We start from the raw sequence: 21,503 nt of genomic DNA, 5'->3' as shown, positions 1-21,503 counted from the left end.
ATCCGCTTTTCTCCAACTCTTTTCGTTGCTGCTCATATTGCTTGATTTATTTTGCGACCGTTTTCCGATCGATGCCTGTGATTCTCGCGATTTCTCGTTGAGACTTCCCCTCCCGGTAGTGCATGATAAGGATGTTTTGCTTCTGGATCAATTGAATCATCTCTCCCCGCCCCCACATCGCTAATATTCGCTCTGTGAGGATTATCTGATAGGGTGGGGGATTTTTCAATGAGCGCAGTGGCGTAGTTTTAGGTTACCGTATACAAACTCCTTGCCCTGATTGTAAAAAAGGAACGCTGACAGGGGTTTCAATCCCTCATAGGTAGGCTACAAACGGCAGGCCCCGCCTTCGCGGGGCTGTCGCTTTGCTGACGGTTTCAATCCCTCATAGGTAGGCTACAAACGGCGGCAAACAAGGCAAAGATGGAAGACGGTGAAATTCGTTTCAATCCCTCATAGGTAGGCTACAAACACGCAGAAGCAACAGAAGTTCCCGCGGAACTGATCGCGTTTCAATCCCTCATAGGTAGGCTACAAACAACCTATCTTGAAAGATGCCGCAGACAAAATAGCCTTGTTTCAATCCCTCATAGGTAGGCTACAAACTTTTTTGCGCCGTGGCAGTGCCTGCGGTTCTGACAATGTTTCAATCCCTCATAGGTAGGCTACAAACGATGTTGGAGGTACCTCCATTGACAGTGAGGTCAGGTTTCAATCCCTCATAGGTAGGCTACAAACCGGATCTTGGCATGAGCTCCCGTTCATGCTAGACCAGTTTCAATCCCTCATAGGTAGGCTACAAACTTTGAAGGAAATCCACGAGGCATTTAAGGACATTAACAAGTTTCAATCCCTCATAGGTAGGCTACAAACCTTCTGTGTGGGGCACCGACAGCTGCAGCCGGAATAAGTTTCAATCCCTCATAGGTAGGCTACAAACGGTCATGGCTGGCGCGTTGAAGCTGGCAAACAAGGAGGTTTCAATCCCTCATAGGTAGGCTACAAACCTCATCCGCTCCTTGATTTTAGCTTTCTCGAACTCGGGTTTCAATCCCTCATAGGTAGGCTACAAACGAATTAGTGACGATGAGATTAAGACGTTCGACAGAATGTTTCAATCCCTCATAGGTAGGCTACAAACTGCAAGGAAACATGGTCGTGCCCGGGCGTGGGGAGGTTTCAATCCCTCATAGGTAGGCTACAAACGCCACACGATGAATATGTGACTCGGATGCGGATCGGGTTTCAATCCCTCATAGGTAGGCTACAAACTCGCTCAAGCGGAACACCTTGCCGTCCATCGAACGGGTTTCAATCCCTCATAGGTAGGCTACAAACTCTTACGGCCAGCTCTGGTTTTCTCAATCTCTGTCTGGTTTCAATCCCTCATAGGTAGGCTACAAACCCAAGGATGAAATAAAAGGAATTCTTTCTGATGTAAGTTTCAATCCCTCATAGGTAGGCTACAAACCATTCGTAAAACGTCTCCAGGAAGCTCTCAAAAAATCGTTTCAATCCCTCATAGGTAGGCTACAAACGGTGCTCGCTGATGTGTCATGATTCCTGAAGTTCAGGTTTCAATCCCTCATAGGTAGGCTACAAACTATGTTCTTTCAGTTCAGGTAGTCACGCAATCGGAAGTGTTTCAATCCCTCATAGGTAGGCTACAAACAAGGATATTTTGAACCTATCAGACTGTGATACTCAGTTTCAATCCCTCATAGGTAGGCTACAAACCCACCGCATAGGCTCTATGAGATCATGAAGCACAAAGTTTCAATCCCTCATAGGTAGGCTACAAACCTTTCTTGGTCTTCTCATCGGTTTCAATCTCCTTGATGTTTCAATCCCTCATAGGTAGGCTACAAACCCATTAAAACACTATAAAATAGGCATTTCCCTTAATTGCGATTATAAACCAGTACAATAAAAATTGAAAGAATTAACTAACTTCAACTATCGATCGTCTCTCTTGTATCAACCATCTCTCGTTTCTTCAATTTCCAAATAATAATGTCGTCGATCTCCAGGCATTTTTGCACGATTCCCGATCGACGACACGAAAAACACAATTTCAAAAAATAAAATCTCACCACATTACCTGTGATCAGCTGATGGCTCACAGGATCTGATCAAACCCGCCTTTCTCTAACCCAATAATCTGACGTTCCGAATATCTTGTAGTGCGTAAAATATAAATGATGACCGAATCCTCATCCTCGTCAATGAGCCGCCTCAATTCTGACTTCAATTTGTACAAATTGGCCTTGGAAATCTCTCCTTCAAAAACGGAATTCTGAACCCATGTCAGGTATTCCCTGCACTTTTTCAACACCTTGGCTGTTCGTTTTACATTGACATCATAAACCAAGATGACGAACATACAAATACAAAGCCCCCTATGCCATCGCTTCCCCCTGCAGATAGGGTGATCCCTCAATCTTCAATCTCCGCAAACTTTCTCCCATGCCTCACCACTGCGCCACAAACGGCTGATACTCCTGATCTTCCACGATCTGTTTTTCAATCTTGTACAATTCCAGCCTCATTAAACGCCTGTACGACACTTCCCGGCCTATGCTGCGATGGCGTATCGTGGTCTGCATCCGCTTTTCCAATTCCTCCACAAATACCTTGCGTCCCGTCTCCTTCAAATAAATCCCTTCAAGATGCTTCTCGAAATGTTTGTCAGTAATCATGCGTTTGCCCACTAATGTAAAAATCACGCGATCAATCAAAATGGGCTTGAAAATTTCGGCCACATCCAGATTGAGCGAAAACCGGCGAAAATTGGTCGTATGCAGGTAGCCAATGCGCGGATCAAGGTGTGTCTTGTAAATCTCGCTCAACACCATCGAATATAACAAGGAATTGCCGAAACTCAGCAACGTGTTCAAGTGATTCTGCGGCGGGCGTTTCGTCCGTTTCTCGAAGCGAAATGCCTCATGTTCCAAGATGCGGTCAAATCCGTGATAATACATCTCGCGAATATTTCCTTCCAGCGCCATGAGTTGCGGCACTTGCCGCACCATCTCGATCCCGGGAAGCAATTCTTCAATCTGTTCCCGAAACGCCCCCACATCTTTTCCGCGGTTTTGATAATACCGCAGCACCTGCAAAATGTTGCGCACAGCGCCATAAACAAACTTCCGCGCCAAGTTCACACGCTTTTCCTCATCGATATAATGCTCCACCTGTTTGACGGTCACATAACCGGCATTGTAATGCTCCCTCGGATAAAACGTCCCCGTATAATACCCGTGATGGTTGAAAAAATGAAGCAAAATCTCCTTTTGCGAACAAAAATCGAGAAACTTTTTGTTGATCGACACTTCTCCAAACAGATACATCTCCCGTATGTTTTCCACCGGAAGATATTTTTTCCCGGTTTCGTTCTCGAAGTAAATGGTATTGTCCTTCCGTTGCAACTGGCCGTTTGTAAAAATGTAAATGCTCCGTTTCATGCCTGCAACCTCCATCTCATGCCCAACAATACTCCCGGTACGCACACTGGCGACAGAAGGAAATTTTCTTCGGCGGCGGGGGAGCCGGCTGGTTCACCAGCCTGAGGATGGCTGCTTCGGTCTGTTCCAACTTCTGAAGATTCTCTGCTGTTAAAAACACCTCCTCCTTCTTGCGCTCTTCCGGAAAAAGAAGCTCTCCCCGTGCTTCGATCCCGTGTTCTCTCATCAGCTTCAGGTAATAAAGCAGCTGCATCCGTGAACTCTCCAGGTAACGCGAACTCTTCTTCACCTCACGCACAACAACTCCTTCGTCCGTCAGTTTGACAACGTCCATTTTGCCCGCATCCACCAAAATCTCTTTCTTCTCTCTGGCGTATCTCTGCTCATGCAAAAAACGGCCAATGACAATGTTGGGATCATCTTCATCCGGTGTGATCTGGCGGGCCATCAGCCAGGCCTCACGCGGACAAATGCAGTAATACCAGATCAAGGTGCCATTGACATGTTCCAGCACTTCCGTCATGCCATTCCCCTCCCCGCCAGCCCATTTCTTTCATTACATCACATCTCTCTTCTATACACAGATCCCACTTTGGTCAAACAGCCAAACCCTTGGCTGCCCTTCACTCCGATGCCGGCATTGAGCGCCACATCCAAAAGCGCCTGATTTCCCATCAAGCGAAAGCGTCCGGAATAGCCTTTAATCACCGTGCCCTTATACATCACCAGGTGCATTTTCGGCACTCGCAACGGCTGGATATCAAACGCGGGACCGTCTGCCACCTCTTCCGCCGCCTCTGGTCCGCGAATCAGTTGAAGCTTCCGCTGCAAATTCTGATACACCAGCTCCCGGAAATCTTTCTCGCGCGGGTGAAAGTACTGCGTATATTTCCGTCCATCCGCACGAAACAACGTGCTGTACACCGTAATCGGAGACAAGGTTTGAACGACAATGGAATCAGAGCCGGCCGTCTGTTGTTCAGTCGCCATCTGAACCACGCGCAAATTCACCCGTCCGAGGCGCAGACCATCCTCCCGCAAGATGGTGTTCATCACGGCTTGGCAGAACGGTATGACGGGCGAACTGACCACCAATTTCACCGGCCCTTCAAAGCGGATCACGGCTTCATCACGGAGCAGACGATAGCGTCCCATCAACCTGGAAAAAGTGAACAGGCGAAACTGCCTTTCTCCATACTGGAAGCCCACATTGTGCAGAAAATCGGAAAAGTCCGGATCCTGCACCCGGTAAAGAGCGGATTGGATATAGTAGTTGTAATGAACAGGAAGTTGAAACACGTTCTCTTCCGCTTGCAATGTCATGATGAGATGCAACCCCATACCACCTTTTTATATGTATTTTTTATTTTAATTTATTAGATTATTAGATGTACAAGTTTATTCTATAACAAACAAAATGTTCTGTCAACAATTTTTGACAAAAAAAGAGCTGTTTCAAAAGCGTGAGGATCGCACTTGAAACAGCTCCATCAGATGTACTAACCCTCATAGGCAGGCCATACCATCGTTTCCAAATGAATAAACAATTTCAATCCCTTGAAGGTATGTACCCTATCGTTATTGATACTTTATAATTTATATTCCTTTTGAACTGAGACATACAACTCTACAGAGAAGCAAAATGCTTTGCAACCAATGCCTTTACCTTTTCCGGCACCTCAACATGGATGAAGTGACCCGCATCTGGGATGACGTGTACCTCGGCATGGTGAAACGAATATTCACGCAATTTGTAGGCAAAGTCGGAATGAATGTAAGGGTCATTTTCACCCCAGAGAATGGTGACCGGTACCTTCAGTTGTGACAGTTTTTCATGATTTTCCACCAGTTTGTGATTGGCCGAGCGATACAGATCCAGAATCACTTGCCTGTTTTGATGCGTTTGAAGGACACGGTAAAAGTCATTGAGGATCTCCTCATCCGCGGATGGGATTTCCCGCTTCATCGCGGCCATCCAGCGTTCCCTGTCCGCGTATTTTTCCATCACCTCTTCTCCTTCTCCCGGTTTCCTCCATTTTCTGGCGATTGGGTGCCAGCGGTATTCGGGAGATAACGTGGAATCGCTGACGATCAGGCTCAAGATGCGTTCCGGATGTTCGCAGGCCCATTTTAGGCCAATTAAGCCACCCCAATCGTGAACGACAAGGTGGAATTTTCCGATTTTTAATGATTCAGTAAATTCGGTCACAAATTGCAGGTATCGTTCCCAGGTGCAGGGCTCGTCAAAGCGTTCGCTCTGTCCAAAGCCCGGCAGATCGGGGGCAATCGCCCGAAAGCCTGAGGAGACGATGACCGGGATAATTTCCTTCCATAAAAGGCTGGATTCCGGAACGCCGTGGAGAAGAAGGACCGGCTCACTGGAATTTTCTCCTTGGTCAATGTAAGCAACCGCTTTGTTTTTCAGGTACATCCTGCGTTTTTCCATATTCACCAACATTCTCCTCTCAACATTTTTCCTCTCACCAATATTTCTTCTTCATCTCTTCTTCATAACCTCTCTTCCCAAGTTCGAGCCTTCTTTCATCCGTCTTCTTTAATGGGTTCTCCGAAAAAATCCCATCGACTCATGCAACTGCGTGGCCGTCGCATTGAGCGTCTCCGAAGTGGAGAATACCTCTTCCATCGCCGCCAGCTGCCTCTGCAGCGCAGCAGCCACCTGGTTGGTGCTGGCAGCCGTTTCCCTTGCGATATGCGTCATCTCATCCACGGAACGGATCACCTGCTCAAAACTGACTGCGATTTTCTCAGAGGACGTGGATACCTGACGGATCCGCTCCGCCACATCCTGGGTGGATGCCACAATCCGTTGAAACGCCTCTCCGGCCCGCAAGACAGCGTTCAGCCCTTCCGTGATCTCCCGGGTCATCACCCGCATCACCTCGACGACACGGGAAGTGTCCTCCTGGATCTCCGAGACCAAAGTTCCAATTTGGTTTGCCGAGGTGCTGGATTGTTCAGCCAGCTTACGGACATTGCCCGCCACCACGGCAAAACTTTTTCCATGCTCGCCGGCACGCGCCGCTTCAATGGCGGCATTCAAAGCCAGCAAATTGGTTTGTGAGGCGATGTCGGCGATCACGTCCAGGATTTTTCCAATCTCCCGGGACCGCGCCTCCAGCTGTGCCACTACCTCTGCCGAACGTCCCACTGTTTCATTGACCCGCTTGATTTGTTCCACTGCCTGTTGCACCGATTGATTTCCTTGTCTCGCCTCTTCGGTAACACTGGAGGCCGCAAGGGAAACCTCCTTGGAGACGGCCGTGATGGAAGCGATGCCGTCATGCATCTCCTGGATTTCTTGATGTCTGGCTTCCGCCGCCTGGACCTGTGTATCGGCTCCGGCGGCCATCTGATCGATCGTCGTGGTGATGGTCTGTGCCACGGTCATGGTTTCCTGCGCGGTAGCGTACAATTCCTGGGAAGAGGAAGCAACCTGACCTGCCGCGCACCAGCTGATGGATAATATGTTGCCAAGCATCCCCCATATGATTGACGGATTGAACAATCCCTTTCAGCTCACCTGCATGCTTCTCGTCCACACGAATTCCCAGATCCCCTTGGGCCATTAGTTTCAATTGTTCAATCACCGGATTCATCGGCGCCACAAACCGCTTGTAATTCAGTCCTCCGATCAACGCCCCAAGCATTCCTCCGCAAACCACCGTGATAAGAACATTCACCACCAGCGCTAATGAAAGCGATGAGTGCATCGTGTCTCCCCCTTGATACAAAACAAAATGTTTGGTGTAAAGACGGGTTGACTTGACAGAATCGTGAATGAACAGTGATGAACTTTTTTTGAAAACATTATAACACGAATATTGTTGTTTTAGTGAATACACAAAACAAATTTTCTGCTCGCTATGGGCACCTCCAAAATATGTGATAGGATAAGTGGTAGAACTTACACATGACACGGAAGGGTGGAAAGAAACCATTGAAACATGAAGCGCGGGTCTTCCTCCTGCTGGCCCTAACAGCCTGCCTGTGGGGGTTGAGCATTACCCTGGTCCGGCATCTGAATCTCTCCTTCCCTGCCACGGCTTTGGCAGGAATTCGCAGTTTTATCGCCGGTCTGTTTCTCTTTGGGGTGGCGTGGTCCAGCAGGTCCCTGACGCCTGTCCCGCCGCAGGGCTGGCGCCACATCTTCATGGCGGCCCTGTTTCTGGTCTATCTTCAACAAATGGCGCTGAGCTGGGGACTGCGTTTTACCCATGCCGCGACCGCCGGAATCATCATCGGCCTGGAGCCGGTCCTGACCATCCTGTTTGCCGCCTGGTGGCTGCGCGAACGGATGTCGTTGATCAATTGGCTGGGCGTGTTTCTGGGATTCGCGGGCGTCTGTATCATTGTCCTTTCCGACACCGAAGATTCAGGATTTCACGGGCTCCGTCTGGGAGAACTCATCACCCTGGGCGCGGTGCTGTCGGCAGCCATTGGGAGCATGTTTGTCAAAAAGGCCGTCGCCTGCGCAAACGCCATGACGGTGACGGCCTACAGCTTTCTCATCGCCTCAGGATGTTTCCTGCTGACGATGGGGGTGGAATGGCTCATCTTCCCCACGCAAGATTATCCCACCCAATGGCTTCCCTGGGCGCTGCTGCTGTTTACCGGCATCGTCTCTATCGGGCTGTGCAATCTCTGGTGGAACTACGGGATTCAACAAGTCGGCGCATCGCGGGCCAGCCACTTTCTCAACCTGATTCCCGTCTCCAGCCTGCTCTTCTCTGTGTGGCTGCTGGGTGAGCCGGCCTCCTGGTGGCACTTGCTTGCCCTGGTCTTTATCCTGCTCGGCGTAACCTTGGGTTTGCGTCCGGTATCCATCCGGACGAAAAGCCGCCCTTTACACGACAGCATCCAATTGTAGCATGAATGTCAGTCAACGAAAGGAGATCCATCCATGAGCGCCTGGAAATACAGCAAGGAATCCCCCTGTCCGGAATGCTATAGCTGGATTCCAAAAGATTCGCCATGCGACCATGAAAAATATGAATGTCCAACCTGTGGAAGAAAGCAGTGCATGAAACACTGGCCATACCCGATGAAATCAGAAACGGAAGCGATCCATTTTTTAAAATCGGCAGAAATGAAAACCGGAAAAAAGTGCTTCGTAAGAAAAATCGTCAATCAATCTGGACGCGAGAGATGGAAGATCTTCACTTCCGAAGAGGATTATTTGTCCTATATTCAAACGCATAAGCACAAAAGATAAAGTTGTTATCAACTCCGAACGTATCAATTTGTCGGGATGCAATCGGCAACCATGGAAGCGTTAAGCCTAAAAATGACGGAAGCCGGCACCATGTCCATGATGCCGGCTTCGAACTTCTGGCCGTTGCCGATCATTTCTTGCCCAGCCGTTTCCTCAGCACGATGGCCAGCGGCACCCCAAACGCGCCCACCGCTATCGCCTCCCCCAGTCCCACATAGAGGACAGTGGCCCAGTACGGAACATGGAAGATGGGCGCAAGGTAGGCGCTTACCAGAAAGGCGTTGGCCAGCACCGGCACCGCAAAGGCCAGCCACGAGCGACGCAACAGGTATGTGCCAATCGCCGCCAAAAGTGTCACCAGACTGCCGCCGAAAATGTCCCAGAGACCCAAACCGCCCAGGGCGTTGGCCACCAAACAGCCGATAAAAAGACCGGGGATCGCCTCGGGAAAAAAGATGGGCAGCACGGTCAGCGCCTCGCTGACCCGCACCTGAATGGGCCCGTATGAATAGGGAGCGAACGCCAGCGTCAACACAACATAGAGGGCAGCGATCATGGCCGCCCTTGCCACAGTTCGAACCGACATCAGCACACCTCACAAACAAAATCATTTAATGAAGACCAGAATCATTTGATGAAGACCAGATAACCAGGGATTCACATCATGGAAGAATGCGACATTCCGCCGCTATCCCTCGGGAAAGCATCCTTCTCCGATAATGCCGAAAAATGCTCATCCAGCCGGTAAATGCGCCCCATTCTGTCCTTATAAACCACATGCTCGCGAGAGAACTGCCGGGGACTTTCCAGTCCCGCCGCCGCTGCCAGGTGGAACAATCCTTCGCGCAGCGCCAGGACGTAATTGGCGACACGGTATTTCTTCTCTTCGACGACAAGCGCTTTCTGCAGGCGGGGATCGGTGGTGGCCACCCCTACGGGGCACTGGTTGGTATGGCAGCGCATCGCCTGAATGCATCCCACCGCAATCATGAATCCGCGCGCAATATTGACCAGATCGGCGCCCAGAGCCAGGGCAATCGCGATCCGGTCAGGTGAATACAGCTTGCCCGAGGCAAAGAGCACGATCTCCTCCCGGATGCCATGCTTTTTCAGCGCCTCGTCAACAATCGGCAACGCCGCGTGCAAGGGCAGGCCCACGCTGTCTGCCAGCTCCTGGTAAGTGGCGCCGGTCCCTCCTTCCCCGCCGTCGACGGTGATAAAATCCGGATATACTTTCAGTTCCACCATCTTCCGGACAAATTCTTCAATCGGTTCGGGCGCCCCCACGACCAACTTGATGCCTATCGGCTTCCCTGTCTCTCTTTGCATGCGGTGAACAAACGAAAGCAGGGCATCGGCATCCGCCAGCTCCTTGAACCGGTTGGGACTGTCCACGGTCTTGCCCACGGGAATGCCGCGAATGGCGGCAATTTCAGGAGACACCTTGCTGCCTTCCAGGTGTCCGCCGCGGATCTTGGCCCCTTGTCCCAGTTTGAGTTCAAAGGCCCGCACCTTCGGATGGGCAGCCCACTCCCTTAGCTTATCCCAACTGAATGTGCCATCCTCATTCCGGACCCCGAAAAGCCCCGGGCCAATCTGCATGATCAGGTCTACATCTCCTTTGAGATGATAAGGGGAGATGCCTCCTTCTCCCGTGTTCATCCAGGTTTCACCGGCCAGTCCCAACCCCTCGGACAGTGCGGTAATCGCGTTTTCACCCAGCGCACCGTAACTCATCCCGGACATCCCCACCAACCCCCGAACGCGAAAGGGGTGCGGACGGTTTGCGCCAATCACCACCGCATCCTCTTCTTTCAACAACCAGGATGAAACCTGGCTGTCCACCTGCCGTTCTTTCCGCGAAATGAGCGTTTCCTTTAAGATATGATACTTTTTTGTGGACACCGGCACCTTTTCCACCCAGAGCTCTTCCGATAACTTGGGAAACAAACTGTTCCGCAAATAGAATCCTTCCGCCTCAAAATCCCGCCTGGAGCCAAAGGCGATCATCGCCTTCCCGTACTTTGCCGAAAAAACCACCGTCTGGTAATCGACACGGGAAAACGGCTTGCCTTCATTGTCGTGATCAAAGAGATACTGGCGCATTTCCGGGCCAATCATCTCCAGAAAATACCGCACGCGCCCCAGCAGCGGGTAATTGCGCAGGACCGCATGTTGTTTCTGGCGTTGGTCGAACAGGTAGAACCCGACAAACAAAGCGACCGGTATGAGAATAAAAACGGATATCAAAAATGCCAAGAGCACCCAAAGCAACACTTCCGCCATCCCATTTCACCCCCCTCACAACCGCCACTCGCGCTCGCCGACATGAGCGTTCACCACCTTCATTGTAACGCACAGAAAAACGGATGCAATGCCGCCCACGCCTTCTTTCTGGTGATGTCATACACTAAACCAAACATAACCGCCGGACAGCAGGACATACTATATGTGCCGTCCGATGTCCGGTGGTGCCGGAAAAAGGGAAAATCCAACTAACCATGGAAAGGAGAGCGAACCATGCCACTCATTCCACAAGAACCCACCCGCCCCTTTGATACCATTCGCAGGGAAATGGAACGTTTTTTTGATCCGGCGAACTGGAGCTTTTTCCAGTCGCAAGTGTTGCAAACCGACGTATATGAAACGGACACCGAAGTGGTGGTGGAATGCGCCATTCCCGGAGTGAAAAAGAAAGAGGATATCCGGATACACCTGGACGGACAGCAACTGACCATCCAGGCCGTGATTCAGCGCCATCATACGGTGGAGCATGAAAACCGGCGGTTTCATCGGGAAGAGCGATATTACGGTCAATTTCAGCGGACCATCACGCTCCCTCACCCTGTCGAAGAAGAAGGAATCAAGGCTTCTTACCGGAATGGCATTCTCGAAGTGCGGATGAAGAAATCGGCGCCTGTTGCAAAAAACCGGATCGACATCGATTTTCACTGAAAATGACAGGCCAGCTGAACCCGCAAGGTTCAACTGGCCTCTTTATCTAATGGTATCTAACGGTCCCTTTATCCAACAAAATCTTCCGATCACCTATCTGCCAATCGCCATCATCCGCTCGTACAACCCGTCATACATGCGGGCCTCCGAACGGGCGATATAGGAACCGGCCCGGTACATCAGCTGATAATCTTTCGGATCCTGGTACCGTTTCAGCACATCCTTACACAACTGATAATGACGTGGCTCATGCTCATCGGCATGGATGGACCAGAACCGCACATCCAGTTTCCGCGACCGGTTATAGTTGGGGTGCTGGAGACCCTTCGCAATCAGCCCCATCACACGGCCGGCAAAAAACTCCGACCCCAGGCCAATCGCCGCCATCGCCTCCAGCGGCGTCGCCACCTTGAGAAATTGGATCAAGGTGTTAATCGCCTCTTCCACTACGGGCGAAACCGGCCAGTCGGGCACATACTTCTCGTTGGTCGGCACATCCGGGGCTGCCGAGGTGAGAAACGTCCAGTACAACCTCGAATGATAACGCTCCGGATTGCCCCTTCCCCCTTCATCCCAAAGGTTGTCCGCAAGAGGCACCCACCAGTCATCTTCCGGCAACACCGCCATAATCGCCGCCCCCAAAGTGCGCGGAAAATTCCGGCTGTAGTAGCTGTATTGCAGGGCAAACTCCTTGATCTGCTCCTCCGTAAAGGCGCCGTCCAGCAACGTCCGCATAAACCGCCCTTGAATGATCTCTTTTTCCACCAGCTCGTCAATGGCCCGTTCAACATCCTCGTAGGATTGAAAGTCGTTCATCTCCATCCTCCCTTTCCGAGCAACAAGTCTACTGCAAACCGTATGGGAATTCAAGGGAAGAGCAGCCGCGTTTCCCGAACATTTCTTGAATTTCCCTGTATTTCCTTGTATCGCCGCTTTTTACTCGCCAATCATCGTTTTCAGAACACCCAGCCCTTCCACCTCGACCTCGACCAGGTCACCAGGCCGCAGATAGGAAGGGGGATTCATCGCGTGACCGACGCCTGCCGGCGTTCCTGTCGCGATAATATCTCCCGGTTCAAGGGTAATGCCGGCAGAAAGGGTTGCGATGATTTTGGGAATGGTGAAAATCATTTGTTCGGTATTGGCCGACTGACGCACTTCGCCATTCACCCGGGTAACGATCTTCAGCCGCTCGGGCGTCGGCACCTCCTCTTTGGTGACCAGGTAAGGACCCATCGGGCAAAATCCGTCGAGGCTTTTCCCGATCAGCCATTGCTGGTGGCGCGCCTGCAGATCACGGGCGGTCAGATCGTTGATCAGGGTGTAGCCAAACACCACATCCATCGCCTCTTCTTCGGTCACCGAACGGGCCCGTTTGCCGATCACCACTGCCAGCTCTCCTTCATAATCCATCTGCCGGGTCACATGAGACTGGCAGCTGACAACCGCACCCGGATGCGCCACAGCCGTCGGCGCCTTGCTGAAGACAACCAGGTGTTCGGGTATGGCTTCCCTTCCGCCCATTTCGGCAGCATGAGCAGCATAATTTTTCCCAACACAAAAAATGTTTTTGGCAGGCCGCGGGATGGGGGCCAAAAGCTGCACCGATTCAAGCGGCTTAAGCCACGAAAGGCTCACATCCCCTGCGTTTTTGCGGTACGCTTCGACAAATTGCAAAATTTCCCGGGAAATTTCCACAAACGCCTCGCCCATCTGAATACACTGGAGAAGGCTGTCGGGAAGGGGATGCGCAACCGGCTTGGGATCATCCTTGACGATCTGTGCCTGTCGCAGATGGATGACATATTTTTGGTCGCGAGTCAAAAGGCCGACAGCCGTTTTCCCGTCAGCTATGTATGTCACAAAACGCATGATTTCTCCTCCTCGCTCATATTCTCCTTTATTTTACCTTAAGCGTCACCCGCTGAGAAAATTCCCCCGCAAAAAAACCCGGGGGGTTCCCGGGAATAATGCCAAACACAAACTTTTCACAAGGTGCGGGACACTTCTTCAACCAGCCGGCGCCCTTCCTCTGCCCATCTTGGATCCAGGCTGGCATCGGGATCGGCCGGTTCTTGGAACTGATTCATCAACCCGCTGTCCAGCCCTTCCTCGTTCAGGGTTGTATCGGCCTGCACAACATGTTTGATCACGTAGGGGGTCCCAAACACAACCTTCGCATCCGGTGCATCCAGTTCTCCTTCCGTCACCTCAAACGGCACACGCAAATAAATGGTGGCCTCGCCATCCTCCGCCACAATCCGGTCAAATGATCCGTGATCATAATCCCAATTCCCCCCGAGCACAAAATCAAATTGCTCAAACTGCTTGCTGAGAGGCCCGTACTCACCTGTTTTCCCGATGATCGACGCATCTGGTATCTGATGCATGTGTTCACCTCCCTCAAGTGGAAGGAATGTTCGGCCCGTCTGTTTTCCTGTGATCAATCGGCTCCTCAGACCGGCGCCGGGCTTCTTTCAGGTACTTCTTTTGTTCCAGCGACATTTCCTGCGGCATTTTTACCTCACTTGGCTGATTATTTGAGAACTTGCGATTGCGAACCATTTGATTCACTCCTTTGTCTTTCATCCTCTTCTCCATTATCCTTCCCCAAATGGCAAACCTTACGCTCCCAAAAGAAAAGAACCGCCTTTAGCGATTCCATTGAAATGACGAGTTTTGTTTGAGCAGGTTCATCATCGTTGGCGATGAGAATGTACGAGGTAAAAGTGATGTGCCGATTGTTGCAGGTGAGTCGGCAAGACTGCTATGATTGATTGAACCATGTGTAACGATGGAGGAAAACTTATGGCGAAAAAATATCAAATTAAGGATTGCCTGGATAGGCTTGCTTGTATTTTTGTACCTGCAACTTATCGGGTTCGTCGCTTTTGTGATTGTAAATGCAACTGAACTGGAAAATATCCATGAGTTATCTTTTTTGCTGCTTTTACTGCTAATCTTTTGTTTGATGTATACCTTCAGGATCTTTTCATGGATAAGACAAGACAAGGCAAAATGTAAACTCTGAAATACTGTCAATGATCCCCCATTACGAAAGGGCCTGATCCAAATCGGCAATCAGATCCTCCACATCCTCCAGTCCCACCGAGTAGCGAAGCAAACCATCCCCAATGCCCCGAGCCAGGCGCACTTCGCGCGGCATGGCGGCATGCGACATGGTGGCCGGGTAGGAGAGAATGCTTTCCACAGCGCCAAGACTCACCGCCGCGAGGGGAATCTGCACCTTGCGCAATACCTGCAACGCCTTTTCGCGCGTTCCCACATCAAATGACAGAACGGCCCCGTACCCTGAACTCTGCTGTTCATGGACAGCCTTTCCGGGATGTCCCGCCAATCCCGGATAGTACACCTTCTCCACCGCCGGGTGAGCCGCCAGCCATTCCGCCAGCCTGACGGCATTCTCCTGTGCCTGCTGCATCCGGACCGCCAGGGTCTTCATGCCCCGCAGAACCAGCCAGGCATCCTGTACGCCCAGCACCGCGCCAAAACCGTTCTGAACCTGATACACCCGCGCTGCCAGCGGCTTCTCCCTGACCACCACCAGGCCGGCCAGCACATCGCTATGTCCGCCAAGGAACTTGGTGGCGCTGTGGATGACGATATCAAAACCCAGTTCCAGCGGCCGCTGGAAGTATGGCGTCATGAACGTGTTATCGATCATGGTCAGCAGCCCGTGCTCCCGTGCCAGCCGGACCACTCCGGACAGATCGGTGATTTTCAGCGTCGGATTGGACGGCGTCTCCACATAGATGCCACGCGTATTGGACCGGATCGCCGCCTCCACCTGGTTCAGGTCGGTCGTGTCGACAAAGCTGACTTCGAGCCCAAAGCGTGGGAAAATCTGGGTCAGAACCCGGTATGTCCCGCCGTACACATCCTCTGAGACGATCAAGTGATCCCCCTGGGAAAAGATGCTGAACACCGAAGAGATGGCCGCCATCCCGGAAGCAAAGGCAAAACCGGCAATCCCGCCTTCCATCTCCGCGATCGCCCGCTCCAGGGCATCGCGCGTTGGATTGCCCGAACGGGCGTAATCATAGGCTTGCGGCTTCTCCACGTCTGCCTGCCGGTAGGTGGACGCCTGGTAGATGGGCGTACTGGACGCGCCGGTAACCGGATCAATCATCCCTTCCGTGTGTAGTACCCGCGTCTCCCATTTCATCCGTCTCATCACCCTTTCAACTCCCTCTCCGCTGTCTCCAAGGCCTGCGCAAGATCGGCAAGCAAATCCTCCACGTGTTCTATCCCCACCGCAATACGCAGCAGCGTCTCATCGACGCCGACCCGCTTGCGGACCTCTTCCGGCATATCGGCATGTGTCTGCATCGCCGGAAACGTCATCAGGGTCTCCACGCCACCCAGGCTCTCGGCAAACGAGATGACCTTCAGGGAACGCAGGATGGAGGCTACCAGGCGCTGATCCACCACCCGGAAAGACAGCAAACCCCCATGGCCGGATGCCTGCCGCAGGTGAATCTCCCGCCCCGGGTGGTCCGCAAGTCCCGTATAATATACTTTACTGACCAGAGGATGGGAAGCCAGATACTCGGCCAGCCGCTGGGCATTTTCGCTTTGCTGGCGAAGCCGCAGGGCGAGGGTTTTCATTCCCCGGAGCAGCAGCCAGGAGTCAAATGGAGAAAGCACTGCGCCCACCGTATTCTGGATGAACGCGATCCGCTCCCCCAACGCCTCATCCCTGGTCACCACGAGGCCGGCCAACACATCGTTATGCCCTCCCAGATACTTGGTCGCACTGTGCAGCACCAGATCGGCGCCTGATTCCAGCGGCCGCTGATAATACGGGGTCATCAGCGTGTTGTCAACAATGCTGAGAATCCCTTCTCGCCGGGCCCACGCACAGACTGTTTGCAAATCGGTGACGTGCATCTGCGGATTGGTCGGCGTTTCAATCAGCAGTCCCTTGGTCTCGGGACGCCGCGCCGCCTCCAGCTGCTCCAGGGAGGTGGTATTCACGTAGGTGGCCGTCAGCCCGTAACGTCTCAAAACCTGTTCAATATACCGGTATGTGCCCCCGTACAAATCCATCGAAACCAGCAGGTGATCGCCCTGGCCAAACAGGGAAAAAGCAGCCTGAATGGCCGCCATCCCGGAAGCAAAGGCAAATCCCCGCGCGCCTCCTTCCAGGCGGGCGATCTCCGCCTCCAGCACACTCCGCGTCGGATTCCCCGTGCGCGTGTAATCAAAACCGGTCGACTCGCCCAAAGCGGGATGCCGGTATACCGTAGCCATGTAGATAGGGGTGTTGATGCTCCCGGTAGCTTCCTCCCGGACCAAGCCAGCCTGTGCCAGAAGGGTTTCGATACGTGGTTCGTTCATCGCCGATCTCTCCTATCAAGTAACTTAGATATACACTTTACAGAGATTGTAAAACGGTGTCAAGAGATCGATCATCGATTGATATCGAATCATGATCGATTAAGGAAGAGATCGATTAAGATATAAACGAGATGTTGAATCATGAAGACGAATGAAGGACGGGCACATCCAAGACAAATGACGACGACAAATGGATGAAAAGGAGACAGCAACCGATGATCCACTTCAATCTGAAAGGGGATTGGCTGGAGTGGCTGGTACCAGCCTCCTGGGAAGGCCGGACGCTGGCGGACGTGATCGAGAACGAACTGGTCTATCCTCTGACATACTTCCGGCAACTGGCCAAAAGGGGCTGCATCCTGGTCAACCAGCGGCGGCGAAACCTCTTCACGAAACTCCAGGCCGGGGATCGCGTGCGCTGGAAAGTCATGAAACGAGAGCCCTTTGGCGTGACACCAGAACCGATCCCTATCGAGATCCTCTACGAAGACGAACACCTGCTCGTCGTGTTTAAACCGGCCGGAATGGCCGTTCACCCTACGGAACCGCAGATGAGCGGTACACTGGCCCATGCCGTCGCCTTCTATTACCAAACCCATGGCGAACAGCGTCGGGTCCGGCCGGTACACCGCCTGGATCGGGACACCACGGGGGCCGTCATCCTGGCCAAACACCACTTGGCGCATGTCCTGTTGGACAAACAGTTGCGCGAACGGCAGATTAAACGCAGTTATCTGGCATTTGTGGAAGGGATCCTTGAGGAAAATGACGGGACGATCAACCAACCCATCGGCCGCGACCGCCATCACCCGACGCGACGGCGGGTATCCCGTTCACCCCACGCCAAGCCGGCCATCACGCATTATCAAGTGCTGGCCCGCTATTTCCCGCCCCACTGCCCCGGAGTCACCAAACTCCGGGCACATCTTGAAACAGGACGCACCCACCAGATCCGCGTCCATCTCAGCCACCTGGGACACCCGATCATCGGAGACACCCTATACGGGGGACGGCACATTCCTTTCCCCCGCCAGGCCCTGCACAACGAAAGGCTTGCCTTTTCTCACCCGCTCACAAGGGAATGGATTGAGGTAGCCATCCCTCTTCCCGCCGATTTGCAGGAACTGGAGAACAAATTGAAACAAGCTTCTCTACCCGGGCCACAGGATTGAAGAAATCCCGTGAGCCAAAAAAACCGCCTCTTTTTGGGCGTCCGTCTGGGGCGGCTGTCATTCCCCTTTCAGGAAAGACAGCACCTTCTCTTCATACTCCTCTTTGTAGTTCAAATAAGCCTCTATGTGTCCCCCCTTATCCAGCAACCATAGCTCCGTGCTCTCCGCCGGCGCCGCACTCTCAATGCGCTGGCTTTCCGTATAAGGAATCGCTTCATCCTCTTTCGTGTGAATCAGCAGCAACCGCTTCTCACCAAACTTTTCCACAGCTTGATAGGGACTGACCTCGTCCACGTCAACCCCCAACATCAAGGGAAGTACATTGAGGATCACCGGTGTAAAGGGAAAAGATGGCAGATTGGACCAGACAGGCAAATTTTTACTCAGATAGTCTCGCAAATCGGAAAACGGACTGTCAGCCACAACCGCTTCGATGTACGGAGATTCTGCTCCTGCCAGAATGGCCGTCACGGCACCCATTGACCAGCCGATGACAGCCACCCTTGCCGACTGCCGTTGTGAGCGGACATAATCGACGGCTGCCAGCAGGTCGTATTTTTCCAAATATCCAATCGTGGTGATCTCCCCTTCCGATTCCCCTGAGCGGCGAAAATCAAAGGCCAACACATTGTATCCTTCATTCGTCAGCCTTTTGGCCAGGTTCAACGCCGTAATCTTGTCATTCGTCCGGTTGTATTTGTATCCATGCGCAAAAATCACCGTATCCCCAGAACCCACCACCTGTCCTTCCCTTTGCGAAGGAATCCACCAACCCCGCAAAAGCACCTGATCCTTTTGGCTGTGAAAAGAAACATCCTCATAATAGAGTCCGAAATCCTGCGGGGTTTGCTGTATTGGCCTGGGGTCCGGTTTCACCAATTGCATCCCTACATAAACAGAGACGGCAATGACGCTAAACACCGTCAGGACGGACAGGATCGCAATCGCCAGCGCAACCCTTTGCCACGTCAGCCACCGTCTTTTTTCAAGCCTCGTTGGCATGGATGGCTGAAACTGACCTTGACCGCTCATACACGACTCCCCCCTGAACATCTTCACACTTTCTTTAAAAAAATAAATCAAAAATACAAATCGCCCCAACAAGGGGCGAATGTACACAAACGGAAAACTGTGCGCAAAGTGATCGGCTGCTTACAACATCCCTTTCTCCTTGAGCACTTCCGTCAGCTGATTGGGTCGTTCGCCAATGACCAGGCGGTCATCGATCTTTACGACAGGAATGGTTGAAACGCCCAGCCGGCTGAGCTCATCCATATAGGCCGGATTCGCCTTGACGTCACGCGACTCATACGAAATCCCCTGCTGTGAAAGAAACTCTTTCACCCGCGTGCAGGCCCCTCACCCGGCCGCACCATATACAATCACACGATGTTCCATTCCATCAACCTCCCGATTCATTTGATCACACCTTCAGCTCTGGACCTTCGGATCTATTCTCAGTCTATACCAAAATGAATGACTATTTCAATCAACAATCTGCTCCAAAAAGCTTCAAGCCAAATCGCTTCAGGGAATCGCCATGCCGGAACAATGACCTCAAAGAAAAGGAATGACCTTCTCTTCGCCAAAAAAAGAGCCGCGGATACGGCTCTTGTGAAAAGGGCTCTTTTAAAGCTGGATGGTTCCTCCGATTTCCGGAACGACCACTTCCGTTCCCGGGCTGACCCGCTTCACTTCCTCGACAAACTGGTTGGCATCCTGGAGCAAGAGCGGGAAGGTTCGATAGTGAATCGGGATCACCTTTTTGGCCTTCAACATTTTGGCAGCCAGGGCACCCAGCTTATAGTCCATGGTGTAATGCCCGCCGACGGGAATCAAGGCATAGTCAATCGCATGCAGTTCACCGAACAATTGCAGATCTCCAAAGAGACCGGTGTCTCCCAGATGATAGACGACCGTATTGTCCAACGTCATGATGTAACCGGCCGGTGTTCCGTTTTGGGAAGAATGGAAGGCATGCACCATGTGTGCCGAGAGCGGCCCGATTTCCACTGTTCCACCGATGTTCATGCCAATGCCTTGCTCTTCTTTTAGTCCTTCCTTCACCAGCTGGGCAATCACTTCGGGCTGCGCCACCACTTTTGCACCGGTCTTTTCCGCCAGAGCCACCGCATCCGTCACATGATCAAAGTGATCATGCGTGACCAGAATGACGTCCACTTTCTCAGGCAGCTGTTTTGTCGGATGGACAGGATTTTGCGTGATCCACGGGTCCACCACTGCAACAAAACCTTGGTCACTGTCCAGCTGGACGGTCGCATGCCCATGCCATGTCAATTTTGCCATCCGTTTCTCACCTCGGTTCCGGAAATTTGCTATCCATGACAGTATTGTTTCGCCGTAACCATTTTACCCCAATCAGACATACTTTTCCAGATTCCCCATCATGGCGAGATCCATTCACTGCATTTTTTACCGCGGGTAAGGGGTTTGGCCGGATAGTGCCACAGGCTGGTGCCGTCTGCGCCGCTTCAGCAAAAAACCGCCGTGGTAATAATTCGGTTCGAACGATACGATAAACGCCTGCGGTTCAATGGCCAAAATGTCCCGGTAAAGCGAACTTTGTTTTTTTCGCGTGGTGACGATCCACATGATCCACCGCGGCCCTTCCAGACCTTCCGCGGCCCAACCGGTAACCCCGTATCCTTTGTCCCGCAACGCTTTCACCAAGTGACTGTAACAGCTGCCATTGACGACTACCTGTACCGCCACATGACCCAGCGCCAGCCGTTCCTCGATCTTCGTCCCGACCAAAATCCCCAAACCGTAACTGGCGCAATAAACCAGCAGGTTCAACGGATTGTCCAACGAATCGAGGACCAGTTTAAAGCCAATAAAATAAAAACCGATTTCAAAGGCACTGATGAGTGCGGCCCAATAACGAAACCCTTTGATCATCAAAATCATCCGGACCGACAGCAAGGAAACGTACGCCACCTGCAGGACAAGAATGAGAAACAACATCCCCATGTTCAACATGGCGTAGAAGGCCCCTTCCTCAAATTCTTCATATCCGCATGACAAGCCTCTTGACAAGCAATGATGAAAATGTATGTATTGGCTCTCATGATTGTATCATTCTCACTACGTTTTTGTATTCCACCATTTATTGTCATTTATTGTAAATTAGAGATAAAAACACAAGCCCATGATACAGGTGATGCCTGCATCATGGGCTTTTTGTACGGGATATTGACCGGCTGCCTGGCAACGTCCTACTCTCCCAGGGGCTCCCGCCCCAAGTACCATCGGCGCTGGAGGGCTTAACTTCGGTGTTCGGGATGGGAACCGGTGTGT

General features: G+C 52.0%; 23 protein-coding genes, 1 rRNA gene and 1 CRISPR repeat array. Of the genes, 5 read left to right on the top strand and 19 right to left on the bottom strand.

Going from position 1 to position 21,503, the window contains the following annotated elements; genetic code table 11:
• Window positions 1-305: 305 nt before the first annotated feature.
• Window positions 306-1,870: a CRISPR direct-repeat array (repeat unit 30 nt; unit sequence GTTTCAATCCCTCATAGGTAGGCTACAAAC).
• A gap of 249 nt (window positions 1,871-2,119) precedes the next feature.
• The 6 genes from BAA01_08625 to BAA01_08600 all read right to left on the bottom strand — a co-directional run bounded on the left by BAA01_08625 (window position 2,120) and on the right by BAA01_08600 (window position 6,963).
• A complete protein-coding gene (locus BAA01_08625) occupies window positions 2,120-2,383 on the bottom strand; it encodes a CRISPR-associated endonuclease Cas2 (protein OUM88221.1) in 264 nt (87 codons plus the stop codon).
• An 88-nt stretch (window positions 2,384-2,471) separates the two neighbouring features.
• Window positions 2,472-3,464 carry a subtype I-B CRISPR-associated endonuclease Cas1 gene (locus tag BAA01_08620; GenBank protein ID OUM88220.1) on the bottom strand — a complete coding sequence of 331 codons (993 nt, stop codon included), beginning with the start codon at window positions 3,462-3,464 and terminating at the stop codon, window positions 2,472-2,474.
• A gap of 16 nt (window positions 3,465-3,480) precedes the next feature.
• Window positions 3,481-3,987, bottom strand: coding sequence for a CRISPR-associated protein Cas4 (locus BAA01_08615; GenBank protein ID OUM88219.1), 507 nt, complete (start codon window positions 3,985-3,987; stop codon window positions 3,481-3,483).
• A 38-nt stretch (window positions 3,988-4,025) separates the two neighbouring features.
• The gene (locus BAA01_08610) at window positions 4,026-4,787 is read right to left on the bottom strand and encodes a CRISPR-associated endoribonuclease Cas6 (GenBank protein OUM88225.1); all 762 of its coding nucleotides are present in this window, start codon (window positions 4,785-4,787) and stop codon (window positions 4,026-4,028) included.
• Window positions 4,788-5,091: 304 nt separating this feature from the next.
• Window positions 5,092-5,922, bottom strand: a complete 831-nt coding sequence (locus BAA01_08605; GenBank protein OUM88218.1) for a hypothetical protein — start codon at window positions 5,920-5,922, stop codon at window positions 5,092-5,094.
• A 96-nt stretch (window positions 5,923-6,018) separates the two neighbouring features.
• A complete protein-coding gene (locus tag BAA01_08600; GenBank protein OUM88217.1) occupies window positions 6,019-6,963 on the bottom strand; it encodes a hypothetical protein in 945 nt (314 codons plus the stop codon).
• Window positions 6,964-7,422: 459 nt separating this feature from the next.
• Here BAA01_08600 and BAA01_08595 point away from each other — a divergent pair, with 459 nt between their 5' ends.
• On the top strand, window positions 7,423-8,352 hold the full coding sequence (locus BAA01_08595) for a hypothetical protein (protein ID OUM88216.1): 930 nt from the start codon (window positions 7,423-7,425) through the stop codon (window positions 8,350-8,352).
• 33 nt (window positions 8,353-8,385) lie between these two features.
• Window positions 8,386-8,697 (top strand): hypothetical protein, encoded by a 312-nt coding sequence (locus BAA01_08590; protein ID OUM88215.1) that lies wholly within the window; start codon window positions 8,386-8,388, stop codon window positions 8,695-8,697.
• Window positions 8,698-8,827: 130 nt separating this feature from the next.
• Here the strand turns inward: BAA01_08590 and BAA01_08585 are convergent, their stop codons facing one another.
• Complete coding sequence (locus tag BAA01_08585) at window positions 8,828-9,283, bottom strand: hypothetical protein (GenBank protein OUM88214.1); 456 nt, start codon at window positions 9,281-9,283, stop codon at window positions 8,828-8,830.
• A 71-nt stretch (window positions 9,284-9,354) separates the two neighbouring features.
• A complete protein-coding gene (locus BAA01_08580) occupies window positions 9,355-10,983 on the bottom strand; it encodes a hypothetical protein (protein ID OUM88213.1) in 1,629 nt (542 codons plus the stop codon).
• 234 nt (window positions 10,984-11,217) lie between these two features.
• Between BAA01_08580 and BAA01_08575 the strand changes: the two genes are divergently transcribed.
• On the top strand, window positions 11,218-11,652 hold the full coding sequence (locus tag BAA01_08575) for a hypothetical protein (protein OUM88212.1): 435 nt from the start codon (window positions 11,218-11,220) through the stop codon (window positions 11,650-11,652).
• A gap of 93 nt (window positions 11,653-11,745) precedes the next feature.
• Here the strand turns inward: BAA01_08575 and BAA01_08570 are convergent, their stop codons facing one another.
• The 4 genes from BAA01_08570 to BAA01_08555 form a co-directional block, all read right to left on the bottom strand.
• Window positions 11,746-12,474: a hypothetical protein gene (locus tag BAA01_08570; GenBank protein ID OUM88211.1), complete on the bottom strand. Its 729-nt coding sequence runs from the start codon at window positions 12,472-12,474 to the stop codon at window positions 11,746-11,748.
• Between the two features lie 114 nt (window positions 12,475-12,588).
• Window positions 12,589-13,524 (bottom strand): hypothetical protein, encoded by a 936-nt coding sequence (locus BAA01_08565; protein OUM88210.1) that lies wholly within the window; start codon window positions 13,522-13,524, stop codon window positions 12,589-12,591.
• Between the two features lie 116 nt (window positions 13,525-13,640).
• Window positions 13,641-14,042 (bottom strand): hypothetical protein, encoded by a 402-nt coding sequence (locus tag BAA01_08560; GenBank protein OUM88209.1) that lies wholly within the window; start codon window positions 14,040-14,042, stop codon window positions 13,641-13,643.
• 13 nt (window positions 14,043-14,055) lie between these two features.
• A complete protein-coding gene (locus tag BAA01_08555; protein ID OUM88208.1) occupies window positions 14,056-14,241 on the bottom strand; it encodes a hypothetical protein in 186 nt (61 codons plus the stop codon).
• Window positions 14,242-14,446: 205 nt separating this feature from the next.
• On the opposite strand from BAA01_08555, the gene BAA01_08550 reads away from it, so the two are divergent.
• Entirely contained in the window at window positions 14,447-14,683 is a 237-nt protein-coding gene (locus BAA01_08550) for a hypothetical protein (protein OUM88224.1), read from the top strand.
• Between the two features lie 21 nt (window positions 14,684-14,704).
• Here BAA01_08550 and BAA01_08545 read toward each other — a convergent pair whose 3' ends face one another.
• Window positions 14,705-15,838, bottom strand: a complete 1,134-nt coding sequence (locus BAA01_08545; protein ID OUM88223.1) for a cystathionine gamma-synthase — start codon at window positions 15,836-15,838, stop codon at window positions 14,705-14,707.
• Window positions 15,839-15,846: 8 nt separating this feature from the next.
• Window positions 15,847-17,013 (bottom strand): cystathionine gamma-synthase, encoded by a 1,167-nt coding sequence (locus BAA01_08540; protein ID OUM88207.1) that lies wholly within the window; start codon window positions 17,011-17,013, stop codon window positions 15,847-15,849.
• A 215-nt stretch (window positions 17,014-17,228) separates the two neighbouring features.
• Between BAA01_08540 and BAA01_08535 the strand changes: the two genes are divergently transcribed.
• Window positions 17,229-18,185 carry a hypothetical protein gene (locus BAA01_08535; protein OUM88206.1) on the top strand — a complete coding sequence of 319 codons (957 nt, stop codon included), beginning with the start codon at window positions 17,229-17,231 and terminating at the stop codon, window positions 18,183-18,185.
• A gap of 57 nt (window positions 18,186-18,242) precedes the next feature.
• Here BAA01_08535 and BAA01_08530 read toward each other — a convergent pair whose 3' ends face one another.
• The 5 genes from BAA01_08530 to rrf all read right to left on the bottom strand — a co-directional run.
• Window positions 18,243-19,187: a hypothetical protein gene (locus BAA01_08530; protein OUM88222.1), complete on the bottom strand. Its 945-nt coding sequence runs from the start codon at window positions 19,185-19,187 to the stop codon at window positions 18,243-18,245.
• A gap of 150 nt (window positions 19,188-19,337) precedes the next feature.
• Window positions 19,338-19,529, bottom strand: coding sequence for a hypothetical protein (locus BAA01_08525; protein OUM88205.1), 192 nt, complete (start codon window positions 19,527-19,529; stop codon window positions 19,338-19,340).
• A gap of 285 nt (window positions 19,530-19,814) precedes the next feature.
• Entirely contained in the window at window positions 19,815-20,492 is a 678-nt protein-coding gene (locus BAA01_08520; GenBank protein ID OUM88204.1) for a hypothetical protein, read from the bottom strand.
• A gap of 126 nt (window positions 20,493-20,618) precedes the next feature.
• Entirely contained in the window at window positions 20,619-21,185 is a 567-nt protein-coding gene (locus BAA01_08515) for a hypothetical protein (GenBank protein OUM88203.1), read from the bottom strand.
• A 223-nt stretch (window positions 21,186-21,408) separates the two neighbouring features.
• Window positions 21,409-21,503, bottom strand: a 5S ribosomal RNA gene (rrf, locus tag BAA01_08510); the annotation flags it as partial.

It is taken from the genome of Bacillus thermozeamaize, assembly GCA_002159075.1.
Lineage (GTDB): Bacteria > Bacillota > Bacilli > ZCTH02-B2 > ZCTH02-B2 > Bacillus_BB > Bacillus_BB thermozeamaize.
This window is presented reverse-complemented; position numbering and strand designations above follow the sequence as displayed.